Here is a 25,953-nt window from a genome sequence, read left to right as displayed (position 1 = left end):
GTCACCGAAAGCCCATTCGTTAATTTTGTGCCAGCTGTGCTCAACGCCTTTCGGCGTCACTGCTAATATCGGCCAACAGCAAATGACCAGGGGTTATGAATCATGAAGTGCTCAACGCCTTTCGGCGTCACTGCTAATATCGGTAGCCGGTATGCGACGTTGGTCTGAAGTTCAAATTTGTGCTCAACGCCTTTCGGCGTCACTGCTAATATCGGGGGCGCGGGAGGAAATGCGGAGGTCGTCGATGAGAGGTGCTCAACGCCTTTCGGCGTCACTGCTAATATCGGACGCGGGAAGCGTCAGAGGCAGCCAGGCCGAAGGGTGCTCAACGCCTTTCGGCGTCACTGCTAATATCGGACCCGTGCTCCCGATCATCCGGTCTATGAAATTCTTGTGCTCAACGCCTTTCGGCGTCACTGCTAATATCGGAATTTCATTTTTGCATGACCGCCAGTATTTCATCTTTGTGCTCAACGCCTTTCGGCGTCACTGCTAATATCGGGTTCCGCAAGGCTTGTCCCCCTTTTTACCTCAAAGTGCTCAACGCCTTTCGGCGTCACTGCTAATATCGGTGTCCAATTTGTTCCAGATTAAAGAGACGCATAGTATGTGCTCAACGCCTTTCGGCGTCACTGCTAATATCGGTTTGTTATACCGGTACACCCGGGAGCGGTAAAAGTTATGTGCTCAACGCCTTTCGGCGTCACTGCTAATATCGGAAAACGAATGGTTGGAGTTACTCAATAAAAATAAGTGTGCTCAACGCCTTTCGGCGTCACTGCTAATATCGGCTTTCTTGTCGAATTTTCCTTGCAAGAATAATATACGTGCTCAACGCCTTTCGGCGTCACTGCTAATATCGGTATCGGGGGGCTTATCACTTGGTTTCTATGGAAGTGTGCTCAACGCCTTTCGGCGTCACTGCTAATATCGGTGGATATATTTGGATAATGATGAATTAACAGTGAAAAGTGCTCAACGCCTTTCGGCGTCACTGCTAATATCGGTTGTTCGACTCATTTCAACGTCAAAATAACTTTTGTGCTCAACGCCTTTCGGCGTCACTGCTAATATCGGTTGTACTCCAAGTTTACTTAGATCAAATCCCATTTTGTGCTCAACGCCTTTCGGCGTCACTGCTAATATCGGGGAGAAGATAAACCATTAAAGGCCAATGATCACACGTGCTCAACGCCTTTCGGCGTCACTGCTAATATCGGGTAGTTGTGGTAGAGTTCCAGAAGCGGGGAGCGGTAGTGCTCAACGCCTTTCGGCGTCACTGCTAATATCGGGGAAGGAATTCCTGTAACAGATGAAAATATCGATGGTGCTCAACGCCTTTCGGCGTCACTGCTAATATCGGAATTAAGGCGGTCGATCCAAGCGTTAATTTCGCCGACTGTGTGCTCAACGCCTTTCGGCGTCACTGCTAATATCGGAATCCTTCATGTAGAAATCAGATATGAATCCGGCAGGTGCTCAACGCCTTTCGGCGTCACTGCTAATATCGGAGTTGATTTCACCGAGTTGTACGTCGAAGGATTTTCTGTGCTCAACGCCTTTCGGCGTCACTGCTAATATCGGTTAATCTGCTCCGAAGCCGGCGGTTTCTTACCATTGTGCTCAACGCCTTTCGGCGTCACTGCTAATATCGGCCCAAGGCCCCGTCCCACGTAATTTCCTGCCTGATCAGTGCTCAACGCCTTTCGGCGTCACTGCTAATATCGGTTACTCAAAGGGAGAAACACACAAAATGTTATATTACGGGTGCTCAACGCCTTTCGGCGTCACTGCTAATATCGGTGAGGACGCGATCCGGCAGGCGATCGAGGACATTTGGTGCTCAACGCCTTTCGGCGTCACTGCTAATATCGGTATCGAACGTTTACGCGATTATTGGGACCGAATTGCGTGTGCTCAACGCCTTTCGGCGTCACTGCTAATATCGGTTTATCCCATGATACAGAACTTCTCTGCTTTGAGATGTGCTCAACGCCTTTCGGCGTCACTGCTAATATCGGCAAGAATTAAAACAGAAATGAAGTTAATTATCCCAAGTGCTCAACGCCTTTCGGCGTCACTGCTAATATCGGTTTATATGTTAAGAAGAAAGAGGTAGTTACGCCAAAAGAGTGCTCAACGCCTTTCGGCGTCACTGCTAATATCGGAGTAACCCTCCCGGATGGGAGTGTGAAGAGGTTATGAGGTGCTCAACGCCTTTCGGCGTCACTGCTAATATCGGAAGTGAAAGGAGGGAAAGACAATGGAAAAGGAACATTTGTGCTCAACGCCTTTCGGCGTCACTGCTAATATCGGTCTCAATATCCTTCACATAGACTGAATTTAACCCCGTGCTCAACGCCTTTCGGCGTCACTGCTAATATCGGTTGATCTCCTTCTTAATCTCCTCTACCTGCTTAAGTGCTCAACGCCTTTCGGCGTCACTGCTAATATCGGCCATGCCTCCCCGATTTATCTACTTATCGTGGCCACGTGCTCAACGCCTTTCGGCGTCACTGCTAATATCGGCCGGCGGATGACAACATCCCGCCCGGGCGATACAGTGCTCAACGCCTTTCGGCGTCACTGCTAATATCGGCGGATCCTGAACGGCCCTATGTAGGGACTGGGTATGTGCTCAACGCCTTTCGGCGTCACTGCTAATATCGGGCCAGGGGGGTTGCCCTGACCCGTACTTTTTTATGTGCTCAACGCCTTTCGGCGTCACTGCTAATATCGGCGGCTTTTTTCGTAGAGCAGGAGCGAAAGGGGGATGTGCTCAACGCCTTTCGGCGTCACTGCTAATATCGGTCTCCGATCGAAGTGTCGACGAGATGAGCGATCGCGACGTGCTCAACGCCTTTCGGCGTCACTGCTAATATCGGAAGTCTCAACACGAAAATCCGAATAGCCGTTTTTTTTGGTGCTCAACGCCTTTCGGCGTCACTGCTAATATCGGCTCCAGTTTCGGTGAACCTAACGATTCGGACGATTTTGTGCTCAACGCCTTTCGGCGTCACTGCTAATATCGGCGTAAGTTGCTTCATGATCTGCATATGGTTCTTAATGTGCTCAACGCCTTTCGGCGTCACTGCTAATATCGGTGGTGGGTAAGAAGGATTCTCGCTTTGAAGAATAATGTGCTCAACGCCTTTCGGCGTCACTGCTAATATCGGATTCTATCTCCCCTGTCTTCGTAGAGAGACTATTTAGTGCTCAACGCCTTTCGGCGTCACTGCTAATATCGGATGAGAGAACAGGAAGGACGAACATCCACAATGTTCTGTGCTCAACGCCTTTCGGCGTCACTGCTAATATCGGCAACTGTCATACCGCGTATTCGCGACTCCGCACCAAGTGCTCAACGCCTTTCGGCGTCACTGCTAATATCGGTTTGTTTGCAAATTTATCTATTTCGCAGTGACCAATAGTGCTCAACGCCTTTCGGCGTCACTGCTAATATCGGGAACAACGATATAAATAAAGTCGTCATGCATGATCTGTGCTCAACGCCTTTCGGCGTCACTGCTAATATCGGTTATCTCTTGTTCAGCGCGTTCCCGCTCACGTCTGTGCTCAACGCCTTTCGGCGTCACTGCTAATATCGGTTCGACCATCTTCTCTGCCTCCATTGCCCTTTTGATGGGTGCTCAACGCCTTTCGGCGTCACTGCTAATATCGGAAGCAAATGGAATGCTCCATTTCCAAGTGTTATTGTAGTGCTCAACGCCTTTCGGCGTCACTGCTAATATCGGTTATGGGTATCGACACCCCGGAGTTAAGAGAATTAGTGCTCAACGCCTTTCGGCGTCACTGCTAATATCGGCTGTAACGGGATAGTTTACAAATTCGCTGAAGGCTTCGTGCTCAACGCCTTTCGGCGTCACTGCTAATATCGGGTGTACGGCGCAGAGAACGTCGCTTATCTCCACGGGAAGTGCTCAACGCCTTTCGGCGTCACTGCTAATATCGGATTCCTTTTCAAATGTACGTTCATAACATTGGCCGGTGCTCAACGCCTTTCGGCGTCACTGCTAATATCGGTGACAGAAACGCAGATATCACGCGCCATATTGTACTAGTGCTCAACGCCTTTCGGCGTCACTGCTAATATCGGCTTTCCGTTTTTCACGTTCTCACCTCCGGCATCTGTGCTCAACGCCTTTCGGCGTCACTGCTAATATCGGGCATTTCCGGAGGAGCGACGTGGTTCGGGTTGTAATGTGCTCAACGCCTTTCGGCGTCACTGCTAATATCGGCATCGCTTTCTCCTTAGCTTGATTAAACTTTTCATGTGCTCAACGCCTTTCGGCGTCACTGCTAATATCGGTTTCGAGGGATTCCGTATCCCTCATCGTCTGATCACATGTGCTCAACGCCTTTCGGCGTCACTGCTAATATCGGATAGCCTATCTTGCTATTGTCGTATCCTGCGTTTCGGTGCTCAACGCCTTTCGGCGTCACTGCTAATATCGGAGCATTCCCAATAACCCCTCTTCACGTATGGATTTTTCGAACCTCCTTTCAAGTACCATTGTTTTTCCCTCCATGGAATCCTGCCTATTATCCACTAGATACATTATACAAGGCGTTTAACAGTATGTCCTGTCTCACTTTCAAGAATCTCATTGAGTCGTTTGTTCATCGAATCCGATAATGTTTCTATGTTTTTTCGATTTCTATTAAAAGTAAATGAACAAAGGAATGTAATCCTTGAATCCGAGGATTAAAAAAAATCGAAACGTTCGTTCTGCTGATAATCCCATCCCAGATTGGGTCCCTGAATCACAAATTTATTGGAATCAATATTGTCAATCGGAGCAATTAGCAACCTGTCTTCCGGGGCTAAACATCGGTCGAGTTCAACTCTTAATTTTGCCATTTTTATATCCGTGAGTTCGCAATGAAATACTGAGTATTGAACCCGATTACCGTATTCTTTTAATAATTTGAACGTCTTTCTCCACCTCTTAGCATCAGTGATATCATAACAAATAAGATAGTGTGTCTTTTTACTCATCGTCATCGAATCCTATTCATTGCAAATAATCCCGGCACACCGGACCATTCTTTTTCCAATAACCGGACTTCCAATTCCATCGTTCGATCATAAGTTAAGGAATAACCGACAACCGGATGCTTCCAAGTATCTTGCTTTCTCTTTTCGTAAGCTCTAATTGCCTTCTTTTTCCCTTCCTCACTGAGCCAGACTTGCTTCCCTGCAGTCTCAAAATCTTTTTCTACATCCCATTGTCTTCTGTGAATTGTTCCTACCAGGATGGTATCACAGAGCATAACCCGAAACAATTCCATCAGATCTAAAGCTAACGGATATGCTTGGGATCGTGGCTGATGATAGAAACCGATGGTAGGGTCTAAACCAACGGTTACGATGGCTTGTACTGCATCTCGATACAACAAACTATAGAGGAACGAAAGAATGGCATTGGCAGGATCCCGTGGTGGTCGTCTATTTCTTCCATTAAAAAACATCGGATTTCCTTCTTCAGAGATAATGAGAGAAAGGCTATTAAAATAGGCTTTTGCCGCCATCCCCTCATATCCCAATAAACCATCCCGCTTTGGCGAATCGGAACGTATTCTTCGCAGGGATTCCCTCATAATCTGTAAATTTTCTTCATGGTGATCGCGTTCTTTTGTTCCCCGGGTGAGTCTTAGAATATATCGTAATTGCGATTCTACTTTTGAATATACCAATGATTGGGATAGTCGAATGGTCAAGCTTTCATTGGTCAAACCCTCATACTGTCTAAGCCTTCTCTGCGTACCACCCACCGATTGAACCAAACTTCCCACATATTTACCCCCTGAGGTCATCCAGTGAATATGGATTCCTTTCATGGAGGCAAGATGGATGGCTTGCGTGGTTATCTGGCTATGGCCATGAATAGTAATTGATCCGATGGATTCACTGGATACCTCTTCAATTATCCCCTCCCGATTCTCTAAGATGAATGTCCCGGACGATCGGCGAATGGTTGTGCCATGCTGGAGAATGTGCAAATCTACCTGGTCCCGGTCCGGAGGGAAATAACGGGGAAGATCTTCTTTTCCCTCTTGAATCAACCTCTCTTCTTCCGGAAGGCATACAGGAGCCAATGAACATCTTGCACAAAGTCTTTCATTCTTTGAAATTGGGGGGCGTTTTATTGTCTTCCTCAAATATCGAGCCCTTTCTATGGACCTCTTAACCCACTCCCGCATTTCATCATTAATGAGAATACGTACGGTTCGATGATCGGCAGCATAATAGATTCTTCCTTCTGAAATGGTTCGGTCAAAATGTTCTTCGAGAAGAAGGGCATAGGCGGCCACCTGAAGTTTATCCGGTGGCCACGCATCAATCTTGTCCTTTTCGTAATTCTTCGAATGCCCTTTCTTATATTCAAAGGGAATCCATTCTCCCCCCTCTGACCGGACACAATCAACCTTTCCGAAAATACCCAGGGTATCACTTTGAAGTGGATATGAAGTAATCTCTACATATTCCGGCAGTTGTTGATGGAACCTTCGTCCGTCATAGACCGCTTTATCCGCAATACGGATTTCCTCAACTTCTTCAAGATAATATAATCGTTCACAATACTCCAATGCGTGGAGAGCCATAACCCGGATCAAGGGCTCGATCGATTCGGCCGGATCCACACACCATCCCTCCCCTTATATTTCGTATTTCCTCAAATTGAAGAGCTATTTCTAATCTGGAAGTTGACCATATCATCTAACGTGAAATCGGAGGGGATGGGTCTAAACTGCGCTCTTTCCCAAACCGTCTTTTCCGAACCCACATGATCCACCCAGACAGGGCAAGCCCAATCTCCCTCATCTGTTGGTATTAAGACCCATACATCATCGGACAGTCGTTTCACCACTTCTTCGGAAGAGATGAGTTTAATCTGGTCGACGAGGTGGTGGCTCTCGCCGCAAGATAATCCCCCGAAACGGTTGATTCTCTCAGGATGAGTAACCGCTTCTTCGATATGGGTGACGATCGATTCCTTCATATCTTCCCCTTCCGACACATGAACGATAAAAGAAAGCCCGGTTAAAAGCATTTGGTAATCCGGTTTTACATTCGTGGGGTGGTTTAAATCCTTATTTTTTACGCGTCGAATTTTTCTCAGGATCATAGATGTTGCGGGTAGGGATTCTACCAAAATCCCTAACCGGGTCCCTTTATACTTGGACCGGTCTTTCTCCCCGATCAAGGAAAGGAGCATCCCATACACCGTAGCCGGCGGCGGGAACGGAAAACTCTCCACGAACTCCCTCGCTTGGGGGATCGCAAAGCTAGATATAGGTACCGAAATGGATAACCAAAGTGACTTCCCTTTATCGGCCATCTATTACACTTCCTTTCCGATCCTCTCCTTAGCAGCAACAACCGCATCTCGCACACCGTTAAAGACTTGGGCTCCATAATCCCGTAAGATGACTGCGGCCTCGGAACTCTCCAATAATCCGCCTACAATTAATTCATTTGCTGCAATATCTCCAACCTGTGTGCGACGAATCAGTTCAGACAATTGCAACGGCCCGCCCACTTCCTGGTTGAAAACATAGAGAATTCTCGGAGCAGGATCATGTGTAATCCGAAAAACAACGGCCTGGGGAGAGAAGTCATAGAGGAAGCGTCCTTGATTCCCTCCTACCTGGGCGAGATCCCCAATCGCATCTAACACGGCTGATGCCCTTTCAGGCTTCTCCAATTGGGTTGGAGTGAAGGAAAAGCTATATTGATATGAAGTTGCATGCATCTCCGTCGCATAGAGGGAAGTCTTCCCTTTTTGCCCTCCCCGTGCATTGAAAGAAGTCTCTCCAAAGTAAGGATAGAGGGATATGGCGCGGGAAACTTCTAGAGCTCCTCTCCTCGCGTTCGTCGTCCCTTTCTGTTTCTTCGCCGGCTTCTTCTCTTCTTCCCCCTCCTCGTCTTCCTTCTCAGCCTGCGCCGCTTTGGCATCCATATACCCCATCACGTCATCATCAATATACTTCTTTTTGGAAAAAGCTTGGTCTTCAAAGGTATAGTCCTGACTATCCTCATTCCAGCGGCGGTTCACCCGTAAGATTTCATCCTTTGTATCATCATAGACCGTTTGCCAGTAATAGCGCATGGCAAAGCGAATGGCTTCTGCAGATACGCTAGTATGCAGTTCTCCCTTCCAAAGGACCTTTTGCAACGTCGTCAGATTCCCTTCGTTTTCCCCTCGGTTGTTGGCGGCCACTCCATATTGAGTAACCACGGTTCCATGCACATGAATCGTCATATTTCATTCCTCCCTTATAATGATTGTTTGTTTTGACCTAAATCAGTAGCCTTATCCTTTCCCTTGGTGCCCTTATCATTGGCGTCCTTATCATCGGTACGATCTGTACCCTGATAAGTGGCGAGGGCCAGTAAGCATAGATCCCTGGCTTCTTTCCAGTTCGTATCGATAGCCCCCAGATATAAAAGTGAAATCCTCTGCTCTTGAGTTAAACCGGGAAGATTGGCATGGTTTTGAGCGATAAAGCGGAGTAGTTCTTCTCGAAAGTTCTCACGGGTTCTGCATTTGCTAAAGGTTAAGACCAAGCGGTCATATTCCCGGTCTAAAAGGCTAAACAGATCTGCATTATTTTGTTTCGCCTCCGCCGCCACTTTCCCATAACGGTTCTTAATGGCTACTTGCACGAGACGAATGAATTGTTTTTTCGATTCATCGTTCCAAACGATTTTTTCTGTCAATTCAGCCAACTCCTTTCCCCAACTTAATACTTTTCTGCCCCGTCGGTCCTGCACATATTCGGCAAAACCGGCATACCACGGCCTCCCCTGAATAAGATTCTCAGAGATCTTGTCCCGCATGGGCATTACTTCCTCATACTCTTCACCGGCTTGACTAACCCTCCTCCGTGGAGAAAGTTTTTCATCTACAAGTAGATACCGTTTGAGAACTTCCATTTTAATCTCAGAGACCGAGGCTACACCGGTTCTTGTCTTTTGCTGCTTGCTCCAGCCCACCGTGCCAAAGCGCATCACCTGGAAATTTCGTACTCCCTTTTCCTGAATTTGAAAATCATACCCTAATTCATATGCATGAGTATCGATGTGAAAAAAGGCTGCCGAAAGGAGGGTGGCATCCGATTCCCCCGTCACGACCAAATGCCGTGTTAAAATACCGTTATGGTATTTGTATAAATCAATCAATTGTTCAGTCTGTTCCTGTAGTCGGGTAGGTCGGGGGATTCCCAATAGATATTGGGTTTTTGGATCAAAATCTCCATTTTTTAAAAAGGAGCTGCCCAGATAATACAAACATCCCAGGGGAGCGAACATGAGCAGAAAATATCGATCCGGAGTCTCTTGTAAAGCCGTGCCTTTAACGGCGTTGTGGCGTACCATTCCCCCGGGCATTGCCCATCCCGCAATCTCGATTTTCTTCTGCTTTTTTATTCCTTCACTGATCTCTTTTGCAGTCGATTCATTTCGATGTTGGAAATCATAGAGAGGAAGGAAAGAGACTTCTATATCTTTTTCATCGATACGATCGTTGATCTTTACCGGGTGCTTCGCCGCTTTTCTGGTACGAGGATGCTGTAGGAAGGTTCCAAGAAGGACCTGCTGGACATGGGCTTTATACACCCGGGATAATCCATGATACAGGGGAAAGTCGATTAAGCCATCTTCATCAATGCGGTATACGTTTCGAAACAATTCTGCAATCGCCTCGGTCTCTGTGCCAAGATGGGGAAGACGAAGCATGTTTCCCTTAATCTCATACCGCCACTCATCGCGTAAAAAATCCAATTCTTTCATCCTTTTTAAACTTGCCACCAATCCCGTCATTCCCGCCCGATGTAGAGGGCTCATCCCTGGGGCATTCAGATCAAAAATTCCCCATCCATCATTCATCTTTCCATCTACCTCCTTTCTCTTTGGTATAATCGATTTTCTCTTCCGGAATAAGATAGGCTGATCTTACCTTCCTCAATCCCGGAGGAATGCCGTTTCCAGGCATGGGTATGAGATATTTTTGCAAAGTTGACCAGGGTTGCCGTTGCCTAGGCTCATAGTGAAGCTCTCTTAAGCAATCGATACTATATCCAGGTTCTCGAAGGGACTGATCCGCTTTGGCAGATAAAAGGCTCTGCCAAGCAAAAACAATTGAGGATTGAAGTTTTCTGCCTTCCAAATGATTTAGTTGAACGGCTAAATCCATTTGGGATATATCCTGGTCTTTAAGCTCCAATAAAACTTCTTCCGCCTGGGTAATTTCCTCTGAGGTATAAGGATATACCTCCTTAGGTTTAAAGAAGTAGGCTTCCTTCACCGGATCGCCTTCTTTAGCATAGCGATTGAGTCGTCCCAAACGTTGGATAATCGATGGAAAATCGGAGATTTCCGAGATGAGGAGATCGGCGGAGATATCGAAGCTCATTTCTGCAATCTGTGTTGTTACCGCGCAGACCGCACCACCCTCCCGGAAATGAGAGACGATCTCTTGCTGTCTTTCAACGCGATCCTGATATTCAAATCGCGCATGATATAGGAACCATTTCGCCTCGATACCCATCTTTTCGGCTTTTTCTTTTAACATCTCATAATAGCCTCTTGCTGCCTTTATCTGATTGGCGATAACGAGAACCTTTCTCCCTTCTCTCAGAGCACTCCAAATTACTTCTTCGTCCAATTGTTCTCGCATACGAATCCGGTAACGAATTCTCCTTTCATACGCTTCTGGTCCTTTAATCCATTGCACCGACCTCCCCCGTTTTTCTAATAGATTTAGGATCTCTTTTTTTCGATGAGCTTGCAGAGAGGCGGACATCACCAGAGTAGGAATCGATACGGCATCTAGAAACTCCAGCAAATGCTGGAACAATGAATCATCATAGGAGTGAACTTCGTCGAAAACAGCCACACCATTTAATAATTTGGGGAATAAAATGGCGCTGGAACGGTAATTCTGAACCACCCCTAAGATAGTATCCACCGTACAGAGAACAAACGGTTTTTGTATACGATCCATTGCGTTCATTGCAGCAGCTGTATCTTCATCATTCTCTTCTTCACCGTTGGCTAATAGTTCCATATCTACGGTACTGCGGGAGTGAAGCAGTTTACTCGCCTCCGGAGCAAGAAGGCCATAGTCCAGATAACCTTGTGTAGCGGTCGCCGTGGTGGGGTAAGCCAGAAAGAAGTTTTTCGCATTCCTTTTTTCCGCCCATAAATAGGAGGAGATGGTCTTCCCGGAGCCACATCCGGCTTCTACGATGGTGACAGACGCTTCACTTTTCCCTACACGAATTTGAAAATCGTTGATCTCGGGATCGGGTGTACGCCCCTCAAGTCGCAAGTCGATCATCTTTTTCAACGTTTTTGTTAAATCTGACCCTTGAATCGATTCCTGAATCACTGATCGGTAATGTTGCCAGTCTTCTTCCGTTTCACTCGCAACAGAACCAAGACTATCCATGGATAAAAGAAAGGTTCTAAGCAGGGAAGCGTATTTCCCTTTCTCATTGCTTAATTCTTCTCCCAAACCGGATTGTACCAGGGAATGTCTAAAATCTTTTTTTACATTTTTGTCCAACCAACGATAATCGGCTATGAGAGGCGGCACAGAAAAATTTTTAATCTCTTCCCCTGTTAACTCTTCTAGTAAACGTAACGAATTTTTAAAGTCGTTGTGATCCGTCTGAATCGTTATTTCTTCCCCCTGCCCATGATCAGATCCCGGAAATTTTAGATGATGCCCAAGGATGGCAACACGTAGGGAAACGAATTTCCAATCATGGATTGAATTTTCATGGTTAGGCAAATCAATCCATTTCAGGACTGCGCGGTAAATTCCTTCATGTTTTCTTAGAATCCAGTCAGAAACGACTTCATGACGGATCGGTTGTGTAATCCTCCTCCCTTCCTGGCTTAACATCCCCTGAAAATACGGGTTGGCTTTCCCCAAATCATGCAAGATGGAAACCAACTGGATCGATTTCCGAAAATAAGATAGTTCATCTGCTCCCAGCCCTGTATGGTTAAGTAGATCAGGGGTATTCACAAAGATTTTCGCCACATCCCTGACTTGGGTCAGGTGCCCTGGCAACAACGCACCAAACTCCGTCCCAAGCTTCATTTTTTTTGCAAGCAACCTATTCATCCCAATGATCTCCTTTTACCGGTAAAAAGAACCCGGATGAATATCTGCGTCGTCCCCCAACGCCCAGCAATTGCACCTTTATGGATGCTTCATCATCTAATCCTTCCAACAAGATCCCAAAACCCACAATTTTTCGATCATGAATCGTAATTACTCTGCGTCTCAGAACTTGAATCTTCTCTTCGCTTAGAGTAATATCCATGTTGAGGAGTTGTTCTTGAACTTTTGAACGCATAACTTCTTCCGTTAATGCGTTTTTAATTGTGACAAATCTGGAATAGAGACGGGGGTGCGGATTCAACGGTATTAGATGAGGAACTCCAAGACGAATTAATTTATCCCCAATTTGAAGTCTTTTCCCTGCCAGCTGAACAAGATGGTTTAAACTCTCATATGGCATCTGGAAATAAAGGCAAGAATCCTTGGTGAGGCGAAGAACCTCCCCTGCCGATTCACCGCCAGTAATCGGGGAGACTGAAAGTCCTTCCAACTGATGGAATTGTGAATTATTTCGGGATAAACTCGCGTAAAGGGCTTCATAGTGGTCGATGGGCACCTCACTCCCTAACACCGGAAATCGGATACGAACAAGTGGAACGTGGGACATCAATTCCATTATTGTATCACCTCCTTTCTTCTATGTATTCTTTTTTCAGTGTTGTCATTTAATCCTCTCTTCAAAATCATCATAATAGAAAAAGTTGGTACTGTCAATCTTTTTTGCTGTGATTTCCTCATGTAAATGTGATTTGTTTGAGGAGTTGAGCACTATTCCTTTTTGAGTGTAGGCGAGGATGAAAAATCTTTCTTGAAGCGGTGATGCCTACGGGCGATTAAATTGGTGATTAAATTAAGGATAACAAACCTTTTTGACAATAGTTTGTCAGGAAACGTATGTTCTATTAATGTAACTTTTGCATTTGTTCAACTGATCGCAAAAAAGGCCCCAATCGTTTTGATTGGAGCCTTCTCCCTACCTCTTCTCATTTCTCCGCCAAATCCTTAACCTCTCCGCCTCCTTGATCAGTTCCTCCCGGAAATCGGGATGGGCGATCCCGATCAAAGCTTCTGCCCGCTGCCAGGTGGATAATCCTTTCATATTCACTTTCCCATATTCGGTCACGATATAATGAACCGAGGCGCGGGGATCTGTAACGACGGATCCTGGAGTTAGAACCGGTTTGATGCGGGAATGGAGATGACCGTTCGCATCGATGTAAGTAGAAGGGAGACAGAGGAAACTCTTCCCATTCTTTGAAAGATAGGCAGCCTCGACGAAATCGAGCTGGCCGCCGGAGCCGCTGATCATCCTCACCCCCGCCGTCTCCGAGGTCACTTGGCCGAAGAGGTCCATTTCCAGGCTGCCGTTTATCGCGATCAGGTTATCATTTGCCGAGGCGATGCGTGGCTCATTGGTGTAATCGACAGGGTAGGCGGCCACCATGGGATTCTCATGGATAAAGTGATAAATCTTCTCCGTTCCGGCAGCAAAGGTAAAGGCCATTCTCCCCCGGTCGATCTGCTTCCGCCGGTTCGTCACCCTCCCCGACTCCACCATCTCTACAAAAGCGTCCGTGAGCATCTCCGTATGCACACCCAGATCCTTTAAGTCGGACTCGGCAATCATCCTTCCGAGGGCTTGGGGAATGCCGCCGATTCCCAATTGGATGCAGGCGCCATCCCTGATTTCAGGGAGGAGGAACTCCGCAATCCTGCGATCAACATCGGTAGGAACAGCGGGCGGAATTTGAGGAATTTCTAATCTCCCCCCCTCCACGATATAATCAACCTGGGAGAGGTGAATGGCGTGATCATACCCCCCATGCACCACGGGCATCTCCTCATTCACCTCCACAATCACCGTTCGAGCCATCTCCACGGCAGCGGCATAGTGGGAAATGGTTACCCCTAAATTAAAATAGCCATGTTCATCCATGGGGGCCGCCTGGATCATGACCACATCGGTTCGGAGATTTTCCCGGAGATACCTGGGAACTTCGGAAAATTTCATCGGGATATAATAGGCAAGGCCTACTTCATAATATCTGCGCTCCATCCGGCCCATGTGCCAGCTGTTCCATCGGAAATGCATTCCGGTTGGGTCAGATTCGATGGTTTTCAGTGGGGCGAGGAGCATCCCTCCCCTCAGGTTTACCTCCTTCAATTCCTCTTTTCTTGCGGCCAACGCCTCATCCAATAGGCGGGGAATATTGGCGACAAATCCCATTTCAACCCAATCACCGCTTCTAACCGCCTTCACCGCCTCTTCTGCGGAAACCGCCTTTCTCCGATATTCCTCCCACAGCATGATCACTCCCCCTGTCCTTGAAAAAAGATGACCATCCGTTTCGTATTCCCTCCATCCTTCATAAAAAAAGAGGGGAATCCGCGAAAAAACATCAAATAAGATTCAAATAAGATTTGAATAAATTGCATGAAAAGAAAATGGTTCGGCTTATAACTCCATCGTAGCAAAAATCAACGATATTTCCTACCCTTTCTCTTAAGGGGTCATCGGCGGATAGCGCATGGGGAGAATCATTTTCTAACGTAACGAGCTTACGAACCGTCACGATGATTTCCGGACCTTGGGAGACGAGGGATCGATTTTCCGATGTAAGCAACACCGCGATGGCAGAGAAAGTTTTTCCTCGGATCACGATCGGAGTTAAGCGGGGAGCGTCAAGAAACCTGCCCGCGATGAGAACGGTTGCTTCCCTTGTTTTTTTGGGATAGACTAAGGTTGGTCTTCTTGTACTATCTTGCTGAAGGGAAGTTATAACATGGAAGGAAAGAAAGTACGCGTCCGCTTTGCCCCCAGTCCGACAGGGGCTCTACATATCGGCGGGGCAAGGACCGCCTATTTTAATTGGCTATTCGCCCGTAAAACGGGAGGTCGCTTCATTCTGCGCATTGACGATACGGATAAGAGCCGTTCTACCGAGGAGTCCTACCGTAAGATTCTCGAGGGTCTGCGCTGGTTAGGCTTAAATTGGGATGAAGGCCCGGAGGTAGGCGGACCGTTCGGTCCCTATCGCCAATCGGAGAGGCAGTCCTTTTATGAGAAGGAGTTTAATCGACTTCTGTCAGAAGATAAAATATACCCTTGCTTCTGCACGCCGGAGCAGTTGGAGGAGGATCGGAAGGAGGCCATAGCAAAAGGGGAAGCGCCCCGGTATGCGGGACGATGCGCCCGCCTTACCAAGGAGGAGCAAAGGGAGCGGCTGGCTCGGGGGGAGCCACATGTCTATCGCCTCCGTTCCCCGAAAGAAGGGACAACCATCGTCCATGATCTCGTCCGCGGTGACGTCATCTTTGATAATCGGGAGATTGATGATTTCATCATCTGGAAAGCGAACGGAACCCCCACCTACCATTTTGCCAGTTGCATCGATGATGCCTTAATGGAAATCACCCACATCATCAGAGCGGAGGAGCACCTCTCCAATACCCCCCGCCACATCGCTCTCTTCCATGCTTTGGGCGCCCCGGTTCCCCATTTCGCCCATGTGCCCATGATTCTCGCTCCGGACCGGAGTAAGCTGAGCAAACGGCACGGGGCAACGAGCGTGGAGGAGTATCGGGAGGCGGGGATTCTTCCGGAAGCCTTGATCAATTACCTCTTGCTGCTTGGCTTTACCCCCGCGAACGGAGAGGAGATTCTCTCCCGGGAAGAGGCCGTCTCTTCCTTCGAGCTTGAGAAGGTGACGAAGCATTCGGCCATCTATGACATCAAAAAACTGGAGTGGTTTAATGCCCAATATCTTCACCACATGCCGGAGACGGAACTGATGGAAAGGGTCTGGCCTAAGCTCGAAGAAAGGGGATGGGCACAAGCGGATCCCACCCCGGAGAAGATCGCCTGGATCCGGCGGATGATACGCCTCGCCCAAGAAAGGTCGAACTCCATCGATGACCTCGTCGAACGCCTCACCTATTACTTCCAGCCCATCGATGCGTATGATCAGAAAGGGGTGAAAAAATACTTTGCGCAGGAGAATGTTCCGGATCTCCTGGAACGGGCGGCGGATGCCCTTCGTGAGGCGGAGCCCTTTCTGGCAAGCCGCATTGAAACCCTCTACCGCAGGTTGATCGATACCTGGCAGATCAAAGGAGGGGAATTGATCCATCCGACGCGCCTTGCCATAAGCGGCGTCACCGTAGGCCCCGGTCTTTTTGATCTCATGGAACTGCTGGGGCGGGAGGAATGCCAAAAAAGGATGCGGCAAGCTGCAATACGCCTGCGCAATAAGACGGAAGGAGCGGGGATTTAGCCAATAAGGAAAAAAACTCCGTTTAACAATCCGACATTTATACCGGATAGCACAGACATCCATCATAGGTAAATAATGGATTTCCCCAAAAACGGGAGTAGGGATTGACAACACCCTTACTCCCGAGTATAATCTAGAGATGTCACCTGATCTAATAGAACAAGTTACCTCTAATCAGCCAAGGTGCTATCCCGGTAGAATGGCCCTATCGTCTATTGGTTAGGACACCGCCCTCTCACGGCGGAAAGCAGGGTTCGAATCCCTGTAGGGTCACCATACATAGATTCTAAAACAATCTTCGAAACGAAGCAGAAAATAGATGCCAGAACAAAGATCCCGCATCCTTCACCGGCGGGATCTTTTTATATACACTCAAAATAGGCTTTTAAAATATACTTTCAAAATAGGCTCTCAGAATCGGTATCTCCAAAAGACCTCATTTCCCCAGCGCTCCCTGAACTTCGGATCGGACGCAGCATTCTCACCCAATCCTTCAAACATCTGTTCCGATTGGGAACGATGGGCGCGGATGGCGGCAATCTTCCCCTCCACCACCTCGCGGATATCCACCACCACATCCGGCGGGCCCAAGACCTCTTCCCGATTTTTCGTGATGGCATGGGCGTACACCTCAGGGCGCTCCTCTGCCGGAAGCCGACGAATTGCCCGAATCGTGGCCTCCCCCAACGCATCGTGGTCCGGGTGAACCGCCTGTCCCGGGTAGTGGGTAAGGACTCGGAAGGGGCGGATCTCCCGAAGTACTTCTTCAATTTTGTCCGCAATCACTTCCGGATCTTCAAATTCAATGGTCTTATCCCTTAAACCGAGGAAGCGGAGATCTTCGATCCCCAAAACCCGGCATGCATCCCGAAGCTCCTTCTCCCGGATCTTCCCCAAGGTTTCCCGATTGGCAAAGACAGGTTTCCCCATATTCCTGCCCATCTCCCCTTTTGTCCCGCAAAGATAGGTGACGGGAATATGATCCCTGGAGTGTAAAAGAATCGTCCCTGCACATCCGAAGGTTTCATCATCGGGATGGGGAAGGACGACGAGCAGATGTCGGTTTAGTCTCGCTGCCATTTATCTTCTCCTCCCTCATTCGAATGGATGGCGGCTTAATTCCATCGCTACCGCCAAGTGGCCTTCCTGATCATGCCCGGCCAACAGGAGTCGGCCTTTCTGGTCTACTTCCCAATCGGTCAATCCTTCCGCATAGACCCAACCTTGAGAGATCTTAAGCCCTACCCGATAAGGGCCGTTTCCTGCGATGATTGCCCTTTCCACATGAATTCGGCCGTTGCGGATATACGCCCCTGCATTCAAGCCCCCGCGATGATGGGCGGCGTAGGCGCCATTCGTCGTCTCCAGATGGAGATATGCCTCCTGATGGACAAAACGCTCAAGGATAGATTGTACCTTTTCTTTTACGATCGGTTCCATCTTCTCTCCTTCTCTTTCCTCTCCCGTTTCTGACATCAAAGAACCTCCTAAAACGGAGTCCTTATGAGAAATATTATCACAAGGAGCAAGCGCTTTTCACGCTTAAAGGTTTATAGAATAAGCATAATTCCAATATTCCAATCCTTTTACTCCTTTGCTGATACGGTGGTTTTCTTCTCCCTGGCGAGATAACGCCGCTCCACCCCTTTTCCTCCCCACCAAAGAAGGAAGAGAACGGCGGCCACCGCAATCAAACGGAACGGATGATTCGTGATCGCGAAAATGTCGTTCCCGGCCCAGGACATGAGGAGGATCATAATCGCCTTTCCACCGATCAAAGCAACGAAATAAGAGACGAGGGGCAAAGTGGATAAGCCGGTCACCACATTGACGATAGATGAGGGGGTAAAGGGAAAAGCGTAGAGGAGAAAGACCGGGGTAAATCCGCGGCGCTTTACCCACTGAAGGAACTGCCTCATCCTCCGATGGCGGAGAAAATAGGCGCGCATTCTCTTCTTGCTCAGCCAGCGAAAAAAGAGAAAGACCAACGCCGATCCCACCACAGTGCCGATCCAGGAGAAGAGAGCTCCCCCCAAAAAACCAAATCCATTCACATTGGCCATGACGATGGCGAAAAGGGGCAAAGGAGGAAAAATCGATTCTAACGCAGCTAGTCCCATGGCCACAAAGGGGCCAAAGGCCGCATACTGATCCATCATCCTGCGCCAAAATTCGATATCGGTTAAAAATTGCAAGTCCAACTGGCTCTCCCTTTCACTTTCCGACTTCTTTTGTTATCTTATCCTTTTCTCTATTTCAAATCAATCACATTCCGAGATCCACTTGACGGACATGATCATCGTGGAGCATCTTCATCACCCGGTCCGATGGTAACGACCCCTCCTTTGTGCATTCGTGGCTTCATAATAAGAGCAGGAGACCCTCAAGGATTCCTCCTGCCCCCCTTTTTATGTTCTTCTGAGTGATCTCATTCCCGATTTAACGTCTCCACGAGCAGTTGATTCACCATCTGGGGATTCGCCTTTCCCTTCGTCTCCTTCATCACCTGTCCCACCAGGTATCCGATGGCCCGCTCTTTCCCCGCTTTATAATCCTGCACCGATTGGGGATTGGCCGCTATCACTTTCTCCACGATCTGGCGGATGGCCCCCTCATCGCTAATTTGGACGAGCCCCTTCTCTTTCACGATGCGATCCGGATCTTTCCCGCTCTCAAGCATCTCCGCGAATACGGTTTTGGCGATCTTCCCGCTGATCGTCCCTTTCTCGATCAGGCGGATCATCTCTGCCAGCTGTTCAGGGGTCATGGGAATCTGATCAATTTCCATGTTGTTTTTGTTCAAATAGCCCATGAGCTCTCCCATCATCCAATTGGAGACCGCCTTCGCATCTACCCCTGCGGCCACCGCCTTTTCAAAGAAATCGGCCGTCTTCTTGGTCAGGGTTAGGACACCGGCGTCATATTCGGGAATCCCCCACTCGCGGACATAGCGCTCCCTACGGGCATCGGGTAATTCCGGAATTCCTGCCCGCACCTCTTCCACCCATTCCCGGGTGATATGAAGTACCACCAAATCCGGGTCAGGAAAATAGCGGTAATCATGGGCTTCCTCTTTGGAGCGCATGGTAACGGTGGCTTTCCTGTCTTCATTCCAGCGGAGGGTCTCCTGTTGGATTACCCCCCCTCTTTCCAAAATCTCGGTCTGCCGCTTTACTTCATACTCGAGAGCCCTTTGGACGGCGCTAAAGGAATTGAGATTCTTTAGCTCGGTCTTGGTACCGAAAGCCTGCTCTCCCCAAGGGCGGAGGGAGATGTTGGCGTCACAACGAAGGGAGCCTTCCTCCATGCGAACGTCGGAGACCTCCGTATAGAGCATGATCGCCTTCAGTTTCTCCAGGTAGGCTCTGGCCTCCTCCGGAGAGCGAAGGTCCGGTTCGGAGACGATTTCGATGAGGGGGACGCCGACCCGGTTAAAGTCGACCAGTGAAGCATCCTCTCCCTCCAGGTGAACCAATTTCCCGGCGTCTTCTTCCAGATGAAGGCGGGTAATGCCGATTCGCTTTTTCTCGCCGTTTACCTCAATTTCCAGCCAACCTTTCTTCCCGATGGGCTGATCATATTGGCTGATCTGGTAAGCCTTCGGAAGATCGGGGTAAAAATAATTCTTCCGGTCAAATTTGGTATATTCGCCGATCTCGCAATGTAAGGCCAAAGCCGCTTTCATGGCGAACTCCACGGCCTGCCGGTTTAAAACGGGGAGAACACCGGGATGCCCCAAGCAGACCGGGCAGGTATTCTGGTTCGGGGGAGCCCCAAAGGCGGTGGAACAGCCGCAGAAGATTTTCGAAGCGGTGGAAAGTTCCACATGAACCTCCAGTCCGATCACGGTTTCATATTTCATGATCTGACCCCCCTTTCAAAAGCCGGACGTTTCAGGTGATGGTCGGTATGCTGTTCATAGGCATAAGCGGCGTTTAGGATGGTCGCTTCGGCAAAGGGCTTACCCATGATTTGAAGGCCTACCGGAAGACCGTTCGAATGAAATCCCGCCGGCACGCTGACGGCAGGAATACCCGCCAGGTTGACCGGAATGGTGAGAATATCGTTTAAGTACATGGTGAGGGGGTCGTCCACCTTCTCCCCGATAGGGAAGGCAGTGGTGGGAGCGGTGGGGCTTACAATAACGTCTACTTTTTGGAAAGCCTCCTCAAAGTCCCGCTTGATGAGTGTCCGCACCTTCTGAGCCTTTAGATAATAGGCATCATAATAACCGGAACTTAGAGAATAGGTCCCCAGCATGATGCGCCGTTTCACTTCATCCCCGAAGCCCGCACTCCGCGTTTTTTTATACATGTCGATGAGATTCTCCCCTTCCACCCTCACTCCATACCGTACCCCGTCAAAGCGCGCCAGGTTGGAAGAGGCTTCCGAGGAGGCCAGGATGTAATAGGTAGCAACGGCATATTCGGTATGGGGGAGGCGAACCTCCATCACCTCGGCCCCCAGTCCTTCCAATACCTTTACCGCCTCGTAAACCCGCTGTCGAACTTCGTGATCAATTCCTTCACCCAAGTATTCCTTCGGCAGCCCTACTTTTAACCCGCGAATCTCTCCGGTCAAGGCGCTGAGATAATCGGGAATCTCCACCTTGGCCGAAGTGGAGTCCTGGGGATCATGCCCTGCGATCACCTGCAAGACATAGGCGGCGTCCTCCACATTCTTCGTCAAGGGACCGATCTGGTCCAAGGAGGAGGCGAAGGCGACCAAGCCGAAGCGGGAGACGAGCCCATAGGTCGGTTTAAGCCCCACAACTCCGCAAAAAGAGGCAGGTTGACGGATGGATCCTCCCGTATCGGAGCCTAAGGCGAAATAAACCTCCCCGGCCGCCACCGCAGCCGCCGACCCACCGCTTGATCCCCCCGGAACATAATCCAGATTCCAGGGATTCCTCGTCTTTTGAAAGGCCGAGTTTTCCGTGGAAGAGCCCATGGCGAATTCATCCATATTTAGTTTTCCTAGGATGAGGGCATCCGCCTGTTTCAGCTTTACGGTAACCGTGGCGTCATAGATGGGATCATAATTTTCCAGCAAGCGACTGGCACAGGTGGTTTTAAACCCCTTCGTTACGATATTATCTTTTATCCCCGCAGGCAAACCGAAAAGGAGTCCCCTCTCTTCCTTTTTATCCAGGCGCTCCTGCAGTCGCTCCGTTTCCGCCATCACCTGGCGATTCACAGAGAGAAAGGCATGAATCTCTCCATCCACCTCTTCGATCCTCCGAAGGGATTCTTCTACCAGATCAGCCACTTTATATTCCCCGTTATGTAGGTCCTGTTGAATCTCCTGCAGACGTTTATCGAACAGTGCCATCTCTTCCCTCCTCCTACTCGCCCATGATCGCCGGGACTTTAAATTGGCGCTCCTCTTTGTCGGGGGCGTTCTTTAAAACTTCCTCGATGGGCCAGGAAGGACGCACCTCGTCTGCCCTCATCACATTGGTAATTCCCAACACATGGCTGGTTGGGGGAACCTCCTCGGTATCCAGCTCATTCAGCTTCTCCACATAGCGGAGAATCTGGTTTAAGGTGCGGGCCATCTTCTCTGCTTCTTCTTCGCTTAAGGCAAGCCGAGCCAGCTCCGCCACCCGTTTCGCCTCTTCGCGACTAATTTCTCGCATCCTGCCACTTCCCTTCCAATTCTCTCGAGCCCTGTTTCTTTTATCAATTTTTTATCATAAGAAAAATCATATCAAACCTAGAAGAGGGTTTCAACCAATGTTTGAGAGCCTTTTTCGATTTCGTCAATCGCCTGATCCTTGGTGGAACCGCCACCATCATCATGATTGATGTCATGTGGATCTGGAATGATTTCTTACTTCCGTTGATCATGGTCAACGGATCAGCGGAGACCAAGACATTAACCCTGGCGATCTATACTTTCGTGGGCCAGTACAATACCAACTGGCAATATGCAATGACCGCACTGGTCATGGCGATTTTGCCTTCCGTCATTGCGTTTATTTTCCTGCAGAAATACATTGTCAAAGGCGTAGCTTCCGGAGCGGTCAAAGGTTAATTCAACCCGTAAAGGGATAAATTTCCTGGTCCCCGGAACGAAAATGGGGGATGTGGCGGCAAAACGAATAAAGGCTACTACCGATATAAAGGGAGTAGCCTTTATTCACGCCCAGGATCACGATGATACGGTAACGGTGAATTTAGACGGATGGGTAAAAGGTTGCAGGACGATATTCAATCCATCGCTTTCCCAATTCACCCCTTCTGCCGATTGGATACGCGGGATGCCCGCCAACACCATTTTCCATGGTTTCCCGGATCCCCGGCTTTCAACGGCGATCGTTTGGCCTGATCGTTCGGCCGCCACTTCGAGCTCGATATTTCCTTTTACGTCGTATACCACTGCTTTTGCCTTCTTGCCATCCTCCAGCTCATACAACTTCAAGGTAACCTGATCGGCATAATCATAATCAGGGCGATGGTCGTCTGCTCCTATGGCCAAAAACGTATTTGGCCTTACCAATACCGGAAGGCTAAAGTAATTGTGCTTTTCAGTCCTCCAACCGCTCCCTTGGATGGTTTCCCCAGTCAGGAAATGGGTCCAGCGTCCTTCCGGAACATAATATTTCACCGTGCCGTCCTCCCGAAAGATGGGGGCCACCAGCAGTCCGTCGCCCAACATATACTGACGATCCAAATACTCACAAGTAGGGTCATCCGGAAATTCCAGCATCATGGCGCGCATCATCGGAATCCCCTTTTCCGCCGCTTCAACGGCCATGGCAAAGAGATATGGCATCAGGCGGTATTTTAATTTCGTGAAATGCCTTAAGACATCAACCGCCTCCTCGTCAAACAGCCACGGCACTCGATACGAAACATTTCCATGGAGTCGGCTGTGGCTCGAGAGCAATCCGAAAGCCACCCAGCGTTTGTAGAGATCGGGCGTGGCCGTCTTCTCAAATCCGCTGATATCATGGCTCCAGAAGCCAAACCCGGACAAACCCAGGGAAAGTCCCCCACGCAGCGACTCGGCCATGGACTCATAGGTGGATGAGGAATCGCCACCCCAATGAACCGGAAATTGCTGGCTTCCCGCCGTCGCGGAGCGCGCAAAAACCAACGCTTCGTTCTTGCCCACTTTCTCTTCCAGCAGTTCAAAAACGGCCTTATTGTATAAGTAGGTATAAAAGTTGTGCATTTTGTTCGGGTCTGAGCCGTCGTAATATACGACATCCGTCGGTATGCGCTCGCCAAAGTCGGTTTTGAAGCAGTCAACCCCCATGTCCAGCAAACGCCTCAGCTTGCCCTGATACCATTTGACGGCGGCCGGATTGGTAAAATCGACCACTCCCATGCCGGCCTGCCACATATCCCATTGCCATACATCCCCGTTCGGCTTCTTTAGCAGATAGCCGTTTTCCATACCCTCCTTGAACAGAGGGGACTTCTGGGCGATATACGGGTTGATCCACACGCTGATTTTAAGACCTTTCTCTTTCAGTCTCCGGATCATTCCCTCAGGATCCGGGAAAACGCGAGTGTCCCATTCAAAATCGCTCCATTGATACTCTCTCATCCAGAAACAGTCGAAATGGAACACCCTTAAGGGAATATCCCTCTCAAACATTCCCTCAATAAAATGTTTGACCGTATTCTCGTCGTAATCCGTTGTGAATGAAGTGGTTAACCACAATCCAAAGGACCAAGCCGGAGGTAACGCCGGTCGTCCGGTTAACGCGGTGTAATTTTTCAACACATCCTTTAAAGTTGCGCCGCCAATCACAAAATATTCCAACGTTTCTCCGGGAATGCTAAATTGCACTTTAGAGACATTTTCTGAAGCCACCTCGAACGAAACGCGCTCCGGGTGGTTGACGAACACGCCGTAACCTCGGCTGCTTAAATAAAAGGGCACGTTTTTGTACGCTTGTTCGCTGCTCGTACCACCGTCCTCATTCCAGATATCAACCGATTGGCCATTTTTCACAAACGGCGTGAACCTTTCCCCCAAACCGTAAATATGTTCCCCGACGCCCAGATCCAGCTGTTCACGGAAATAGACCGATCGTTCCTGGGTGGTGATGTAAGCCGTCCCCCTATTTCCAGTTCCCGTCATTCGTTTCCCGGCGTAATAAAAATCGATTCCCCACTCATCCCCCTTTCGGAGGTTTACGCTTAAATTGCCGCTTGTAAGAACGATCCTCTCTTCCCGATTCTCGATTTGTACCGGCGTATCTGCAGATTCATGCAAAATAAATGCCGGACCTTTCCGTTGCCCGCCGAGATGATGTGCCCAGCGAACCCGGATCACGTCGGGCATGGGCGAACTAAATTCCACACTCAGCAACGCTCCGTTTAACGTATCGCCCTTATGCCGGATTTTACGGGTTGCCGCATAAACAATGAGTTTTTTTCCCTTAATCTCAGCATCCCGAAGATCCATCGGATATTGAATCTCTATACCTTCCTTCACTAGCCAATAGCCGTTGGTAAACTTCATCGAGGATTCCTCCATTTCGCATCTTATTTTCGTATAATATAATGATATTCATCCATTTTCTTAATCTCTTTATCAATTTTGCTCTTTTTTATCACAATATTGATATGGAAACGGGGAGGACAAAATGAATAGAGCGATGTTGAAAGAAAAGCGAACCCACGGAACGCCCCTTTATCCTGTCAGCATCTACTCGATTGCCTGCGTTCCGGAGGAACCCTTGCTTTATTTGCACTGGCACGAAGAATTTGAGTTTCTCCTGTTAACCATGGGCCGTGCGGTCTTTCGCGTCGATAGAATCGATTATGAAGTTAAAGCCGGCGAAGCCATTTTCGTCAATTCCGGCTTGCTCCACTCCGGCTACGCGCTGGATTGCGAGCCCTGCTCCTTTATGGCCATTGTCTTTCATCCCAAGATTTTCACTAGCGGTACCGTCGACATCATCCAGGAAAAATACATTCAACCATTGATCCGTATGCAATATTCCGTTCCCGTTCACATCACTCCCGATACTACACCGGCTGCGGACCTGCTCTCCATGCTGCGTGAAATTCACAAAATGAACGGAGACTCATCGTCGGCACATGAACTTGCCACAAAAGGCCTTCTTTATCTCATGATGAACCGGTTATTTTTGCTCGGAAAGCCGACGAGATCGGAAAGGCGATCTACTGCCGAACAGAAGATGGAACGGTTCAAAAAAGTAGCTGAATATATCCACACCCACTTCCGGGAACCGATCCGTTTGCGGGATTTAGCCGGTATCGCCTCGATGAGCGAAGGACATGTTTGCCGTTTTTTCAAAGAGATCACTTCCAAGAGCCCCATCGAATACCTTAACCAATACCGCCTGCAGCAAGCCGCCACGCTACTGAAAGAGACGAATCGCAAAATCATGGATATCGCCCTCGATGTCGGTTTCAACAATTTAAGTTATTTCATTGGTTTGTTTAAGCGTTGTTACGGGTTAACCCCTTCCCAGTACCGAAGGCGAACCATTTCCGCCTCGTCATCCCCTAACATCCTTTTTTGATCACAGT

At 48.8% G+C, this 25,953-nt stretch carries 17 protein-coding genes, 1 tRNA gene, 1 pseudogene and 1 CRISPR repeat array (1 of these 20 running past the window's edge); of the genes and pseudogenes, 4 read left to right on the top strand and 15 right to left on the bottom strand.

The genetic code is table 11. From position 1 onward, the window contains the following. Positions 1-4,476: direct repeats of the CRISPR family, unit length 36 nt; unit sequence GTGCTCAACGCCTTTCGGCGTCACTGCTAATATCGG; it reaches 1,479 nt to the left of the window's first position. Positions 4,477-4,726: 250 nt separating this feature from the next. The 8 genes from cas2 to THEAE_RS0101515 form a co-directional block, all read right to left on the bottom strand. Beyond that, positions 4,727-5,020: a CRISPR-associated endonuclease Cas2 gene (gene cas2, locus THEAE_RS19675; RefSeq protein ID WP_005582032.1), complete on the bottom strand. Its 294-nt coding sequence runs from the start codon at positions 5,018-5,020 to the stop codon at positions 4,727-4,729. Positions 5,021-5,022: 2 nt separating this feature from the next. Beyond that, positions 5,023-6,666 (bottom strand): type I-MYXAN CRISPR-associated endonuclease Cas4/Cas1, encoded by a 1,644-nt coding sequence (locus tag THEAE_RS0101545; RefSeq protein WP_052329685.1) that lies wholly within the window; start codon positions 6,664-6,666, stop codon positions 5,023-5,025. 32 nt (positions 6,667-6,698) lie between these two features. Continuing rightward, positions 6,699-7,364: a CRISPR-associated protein Cas5 gene (gene cas5, locus THEAE_RS0101540; protein ID WP_005582030.1), complete on the bottom strand. Its 666-nt coding sequence runs from the start codon at positions 7,362-7,364 to the stop codon at positions 6,699-6,701. A 3-nt stretch (positions 7,365-7,367) separates the two neighbouring features. After that, a complete protein-coding gene (locus tag THEAE_RS0101535; RefSeq protein WP_005582029.1) occupies positions 7,368-8,288 on the bottom strand; it encodes a DevR family CRISPR-associated autoregulator in 921 nt (306 codons plus the stop codon). A 14-nt stretch (positions 8,289-8,302) separates the two neighbouring features. Then, positions 8,303-9,913, bottom strand: coding sequence for a type I-MYXAN CRISPR-associated Cas8a1/Cmx1 (gene cas8a1, locus THEAE_RS0101530; RefSeq protein WP_005582027.1), 1,611 nt, complete (start codon positions 9,911-9,913; stop codon positions 8,303-8,305). Further along, entirely contained in the window at positions 9,906-12,161 is a 2,256-nt protein-coding gene (locus THEAE_RS21820) for a CRISPR-associated helicase/endonuclease Cas3 (protein WP_028986291.1), read from the bottom strand. The genes cas8a1 and THEAE_RS21820 overlap by 8 nt, the downstream gene beginning before the upstream one ends. After that, on the bottom strand, positions 12,154-12,777 hold the full coding sequence (cas6, locus tag THEAE_RS0101520; RefSeq protein ID WP_028986290.1) for a type I-MYXAN CRISPR-associated protein Cas6/Cmx6: 624 nt from the start codon (positions 12,775-12,777) through the stop codon (positions 12,154-12,156). Before cas6 ends, THEAE_RS21820 begins: the two co-directional genes overlap by 8 nt. A 357-nt stretch (positions 12,778-13,134) precedes the next feature. Continuing rightward, complete coding sequence (locus tag THEAE_RS0101515) at positions 13,135-14,469, bottom strand: acetyl-CoA hydrolase/transferase family protein (protein ID WP_028986289.1); 1,335 nt, start codon at positions 14,467-14,469, stop codon at positions 13,135-13,137. A gap of 475 nt (positions 14,470-14,944) precedes the next feature. Between THEAE_RS0101515 and gltX the strand changes: the two genes are divergently transcribed. Together gltX and THEAE_RS0101495 are read left to right on the top strand one after the other, a co-directional pair. Next, complete coding sequence (gltX, locus tag THEAE_RS0101500) at positions 14,945-16,435, top strand: glutamate--tRNA ligase (protein ID WP_028986288.1); 1,491 nt, start codon at positions 14,945-14,947, stop codon at positions 16,433-16,435. 201 nt (positions 16,436-16,636) lie between these two features. Then, positions 16,637-16,711: transfer RNA gene (locus tag THEAE_RS0101495), tRNA-Glu, on the top strand. A gap of 135 nt (positions 16,712-16,846) precedes the next feature. Here the strand turns inward: THEAE_RS0101495 and bshB2 are convergent. From bshB2 to gatC, 6 genes are all read right to left on the bottom strand, one after another. Beyond that, positions 16,847-17,515, bottom strand: a complete 669-nt coding sequence (bshB2, locus tag THEAE_RS0101490; RefSeq protein WP_005582017.1) for a bacillithiol biosynthesis deacetylase BshB2 — start codon at positions 17,513-17,515, stop codon at positions 16,847-16,849. Positions 17,516-17,530: 15 nt separating this feature from the next. Continuing rightward, on the bottom strand, positions 17,531-17,875 hold the full coding sequence (locus THEAE_RS0101485) for a YojF family protein (protein ID WP_028986287.1): 345 nt from the start codon (positions 17,873-17,875) through the stop codon (positions 17,531-17,533). A gap of 146 nt (positions 17,876-18,021) precedes the next feature. Further along, positions 18,022-18,636: a TVP38/TMEM64 family protein gene (locus tag THEAE_RS0101480; protein WP_028986286.1), complete on the bottom strand. Its 615-nt coding sequence runs from the start codon at positions 18,634-18,636 to the stop codon at positions 18,022-18,024. A 227-nt stretch (positions 18,637-18,863) separates the two neighbouring features. Beyond that, complete coding sequence (gene gatB, locus THEAE_RS0101475) at positions 18,864-20,297, bottom strand: Asp-tRNA(Asn)/Glu-tRNA(Gln) amidotransferase subunit GatB (RefSeq protein WP_039944189.1); 1,434 nt, start codon at positions 20,295-20,297, stop codon at positions 18,864-18,866. After that, the gene (gatA, locus tag THEAE_RS0101470) at positions 20,294-21,766 is read right to left on the bottom strand and encodes an Asp-tRNA(Asn)/Glu-tRNA(Gln) amidotransferase subunit GatA (RefSeq protein WP_028986284.1); all 1,473 of its coding nucleotides are present in this window, start codon (positions 21,764-21,766) and stop codon (positions 20,294-20,296) included. The genes gatB and gatA overlap by 4 nt, the downstream gene beginning before the upstream one ends. A gap of 13 nt (positions 21,767-21,779) precedes the next feature. Continuing rightward, complete coding sequence (gene gatC, locus THEAE_RS0101465; RefSeq protein ID WP_005582012.1) at positions 21,780-22,073, bottom strand: Asp-tRNA(Asn)/Glu-tRNA(Gln) amidotransferase subunit GatC; 294 nt, start codon at positions 22,071-22,073, stop codon at positions 21,780-21,782. A gap of 140 nt (positions 22,074-22,213) precedes the next feature. Here gatC and THEAE_RS19665 point away from each other — a divergent pair. After that, a pseudogene (locus THEAE_RS19665) lies at positions 22,214-22,471 on the top strand (carbohydrate ABC transporter permease); the annotation flags it as partial. Positions 22,472-22,588: 117 nt separating this feature from the next. Here THEAE_RS19665 and yicI read toward each other — a convergent pair. Next, positions 22,589-24,916 (bottom strand): alpha-xylosidase, encoded by a 2,328-nt coding sequence (gene yicI / locus THEAE_RS0101455; RefSeq protein ID WP_028986283.1) that lies wholly within the window; start codon positions 24,914-24,916, stop codon positions 22,589-22,591. A gap of 124 nt (positions 24,917-25,040) precedes the next feature. Between yicI and THEAE_RS0101450 the strand changes: the two genes are divergently transcribed. Then, the gene (locus tag THEAE_RS0101450) at positions 25,041-25,946 is read left to right on the top strand and encodes an AraC family transcriptional regulator (protein WP_028986282.1); all 906 of its coding nucleotides are present in this window, start codon (positions 25,041-25,043) and stop codon (positions 25,944-25,946) included. Positions 25,947-25,953 lie beyond the last annotated feature (7 nt).

This window comes from Thermicanus aegyptius DSM 12793 (assembly GCF_000510645.1).
Lineage (GTDB): Bacteria > Bacillota > Bacilli > Thermicanales > Thermicanaceae > Thermicanus > Thermicanus aegyptius.
This window is presented reverse-complemented; position numbering and strand designations above follow the sequence as displayed.

What these genes read in the sequence shown, in the direction of transcription:
- bshB2 (WP_005582017.1), bottom strand. Translation starts at nt 17,515, where the DNA reads ATGGCAGCGAGACTAAACCGACATCTGCTCGTCGTCCTTCCCCATCCC.
- gltX (WP_028986288.1), top strand. Translation starts at nt 14,945, where the DNA reads ATGGAAGGAAAGAAAGTACGCGTCCGCTTTGCCCCCAGTCCGACAGGG.
- cas2 (WP_005582032.1), bottom strand. Translation starts at nt 5,020, where the DNA reads ATGAGTAAAAAGACACACTATCTTATTTGTTATGATATCACTGATGCT.
- THEAE_RS0101485 (WP_028986287.1), bottom strand. Translation starts at nt 17,875, where the DNA reads ATGGAACCGATCGTAAAAGAAAAGGTACAATCTATCCTTGAGCGTTTT.
- THEAE_RS0101535 (WP_005582029.1), bottom strand. Translation starts at nt 8,288, where the DNA reads ATGACGATTCATGTGCATGGAACCGTGGTTACTCAATATGGAGTGGCC.
- cas5 (WP_005582030.1), bottom strand. Translation starts at nt 7,364, where the DNA reads ATGGCCGATAAAGGGAAGTCACTTTGGTTATCCATTTCGGTACCTATA.
- THEAE_RS0101515 (WP_028986289.1), bottom strand. Translation starts at nt 14,469, where the DNA reads ATGCTGTGGGAGGAATATCGGAGAAAGGCGGTTTCCGCAGAAGAGGCG.
- gatC (WP_005582012.1), bottom strand. Translation starts at nt 22,073, where the DNA reads ATGCGAGAAATTAGTCGCGAAGAGGCGAAACGGGTGGCGGAGCTGGCT.
- cas6 (WP_028986290.1), bottom strand. Translation starts at nt 12,777, where the DNA reads ATGGAATTGATGTCCCACGTTCCACTTGTTCGTATCCGATTTCCGGTG.
- yicI (WP_028986283.1), bottom strand. Translation starts at nt 24,916, where the DNA reads ATGAAGTTTACCAACGGCTATTGGCTAGTGAAGGAAGGTATAGAGATT.
- THEAE_RS0101450 (WP_028986282.1), top strand. Translation starts at nt 25,041, where the DNA reads ATGAATAGAGCGATGTTGAAAGAAAAGCGAACCCACGGAACGCCCCTT.
- cas8a1 (WP_005582027.1), bottom strand. Translation starts at nt 9,913, where the DNA reads ATGAATGATGGATGGGGAATTTTTGATCTGAATGCCCCAGGGATGAGC.
- gatA (WP_028986284.1), bottom strand. Translation starts at nt 21,766, where the DNA reads ATGGCACTGTTCGATAAACGTCTGCAGGAGATTCAACAGGACCTACAT.
- gatB (WP_039944189.1), bottom strand. Translation starts at nt 20,297, where the DNA reads ATGAAATATGAAACCGTGATCGGACTGGAGGTTCATGTGGAACTTTCC.
- THEAE_RS21820 (WP_028986291.1), bottom strand. Translation starts at nt 12,161, where the DNA reads ATGAATAGGTTGCTTGCAAAAAAAATGAAGCTTGGGACGGAGTTTGGT.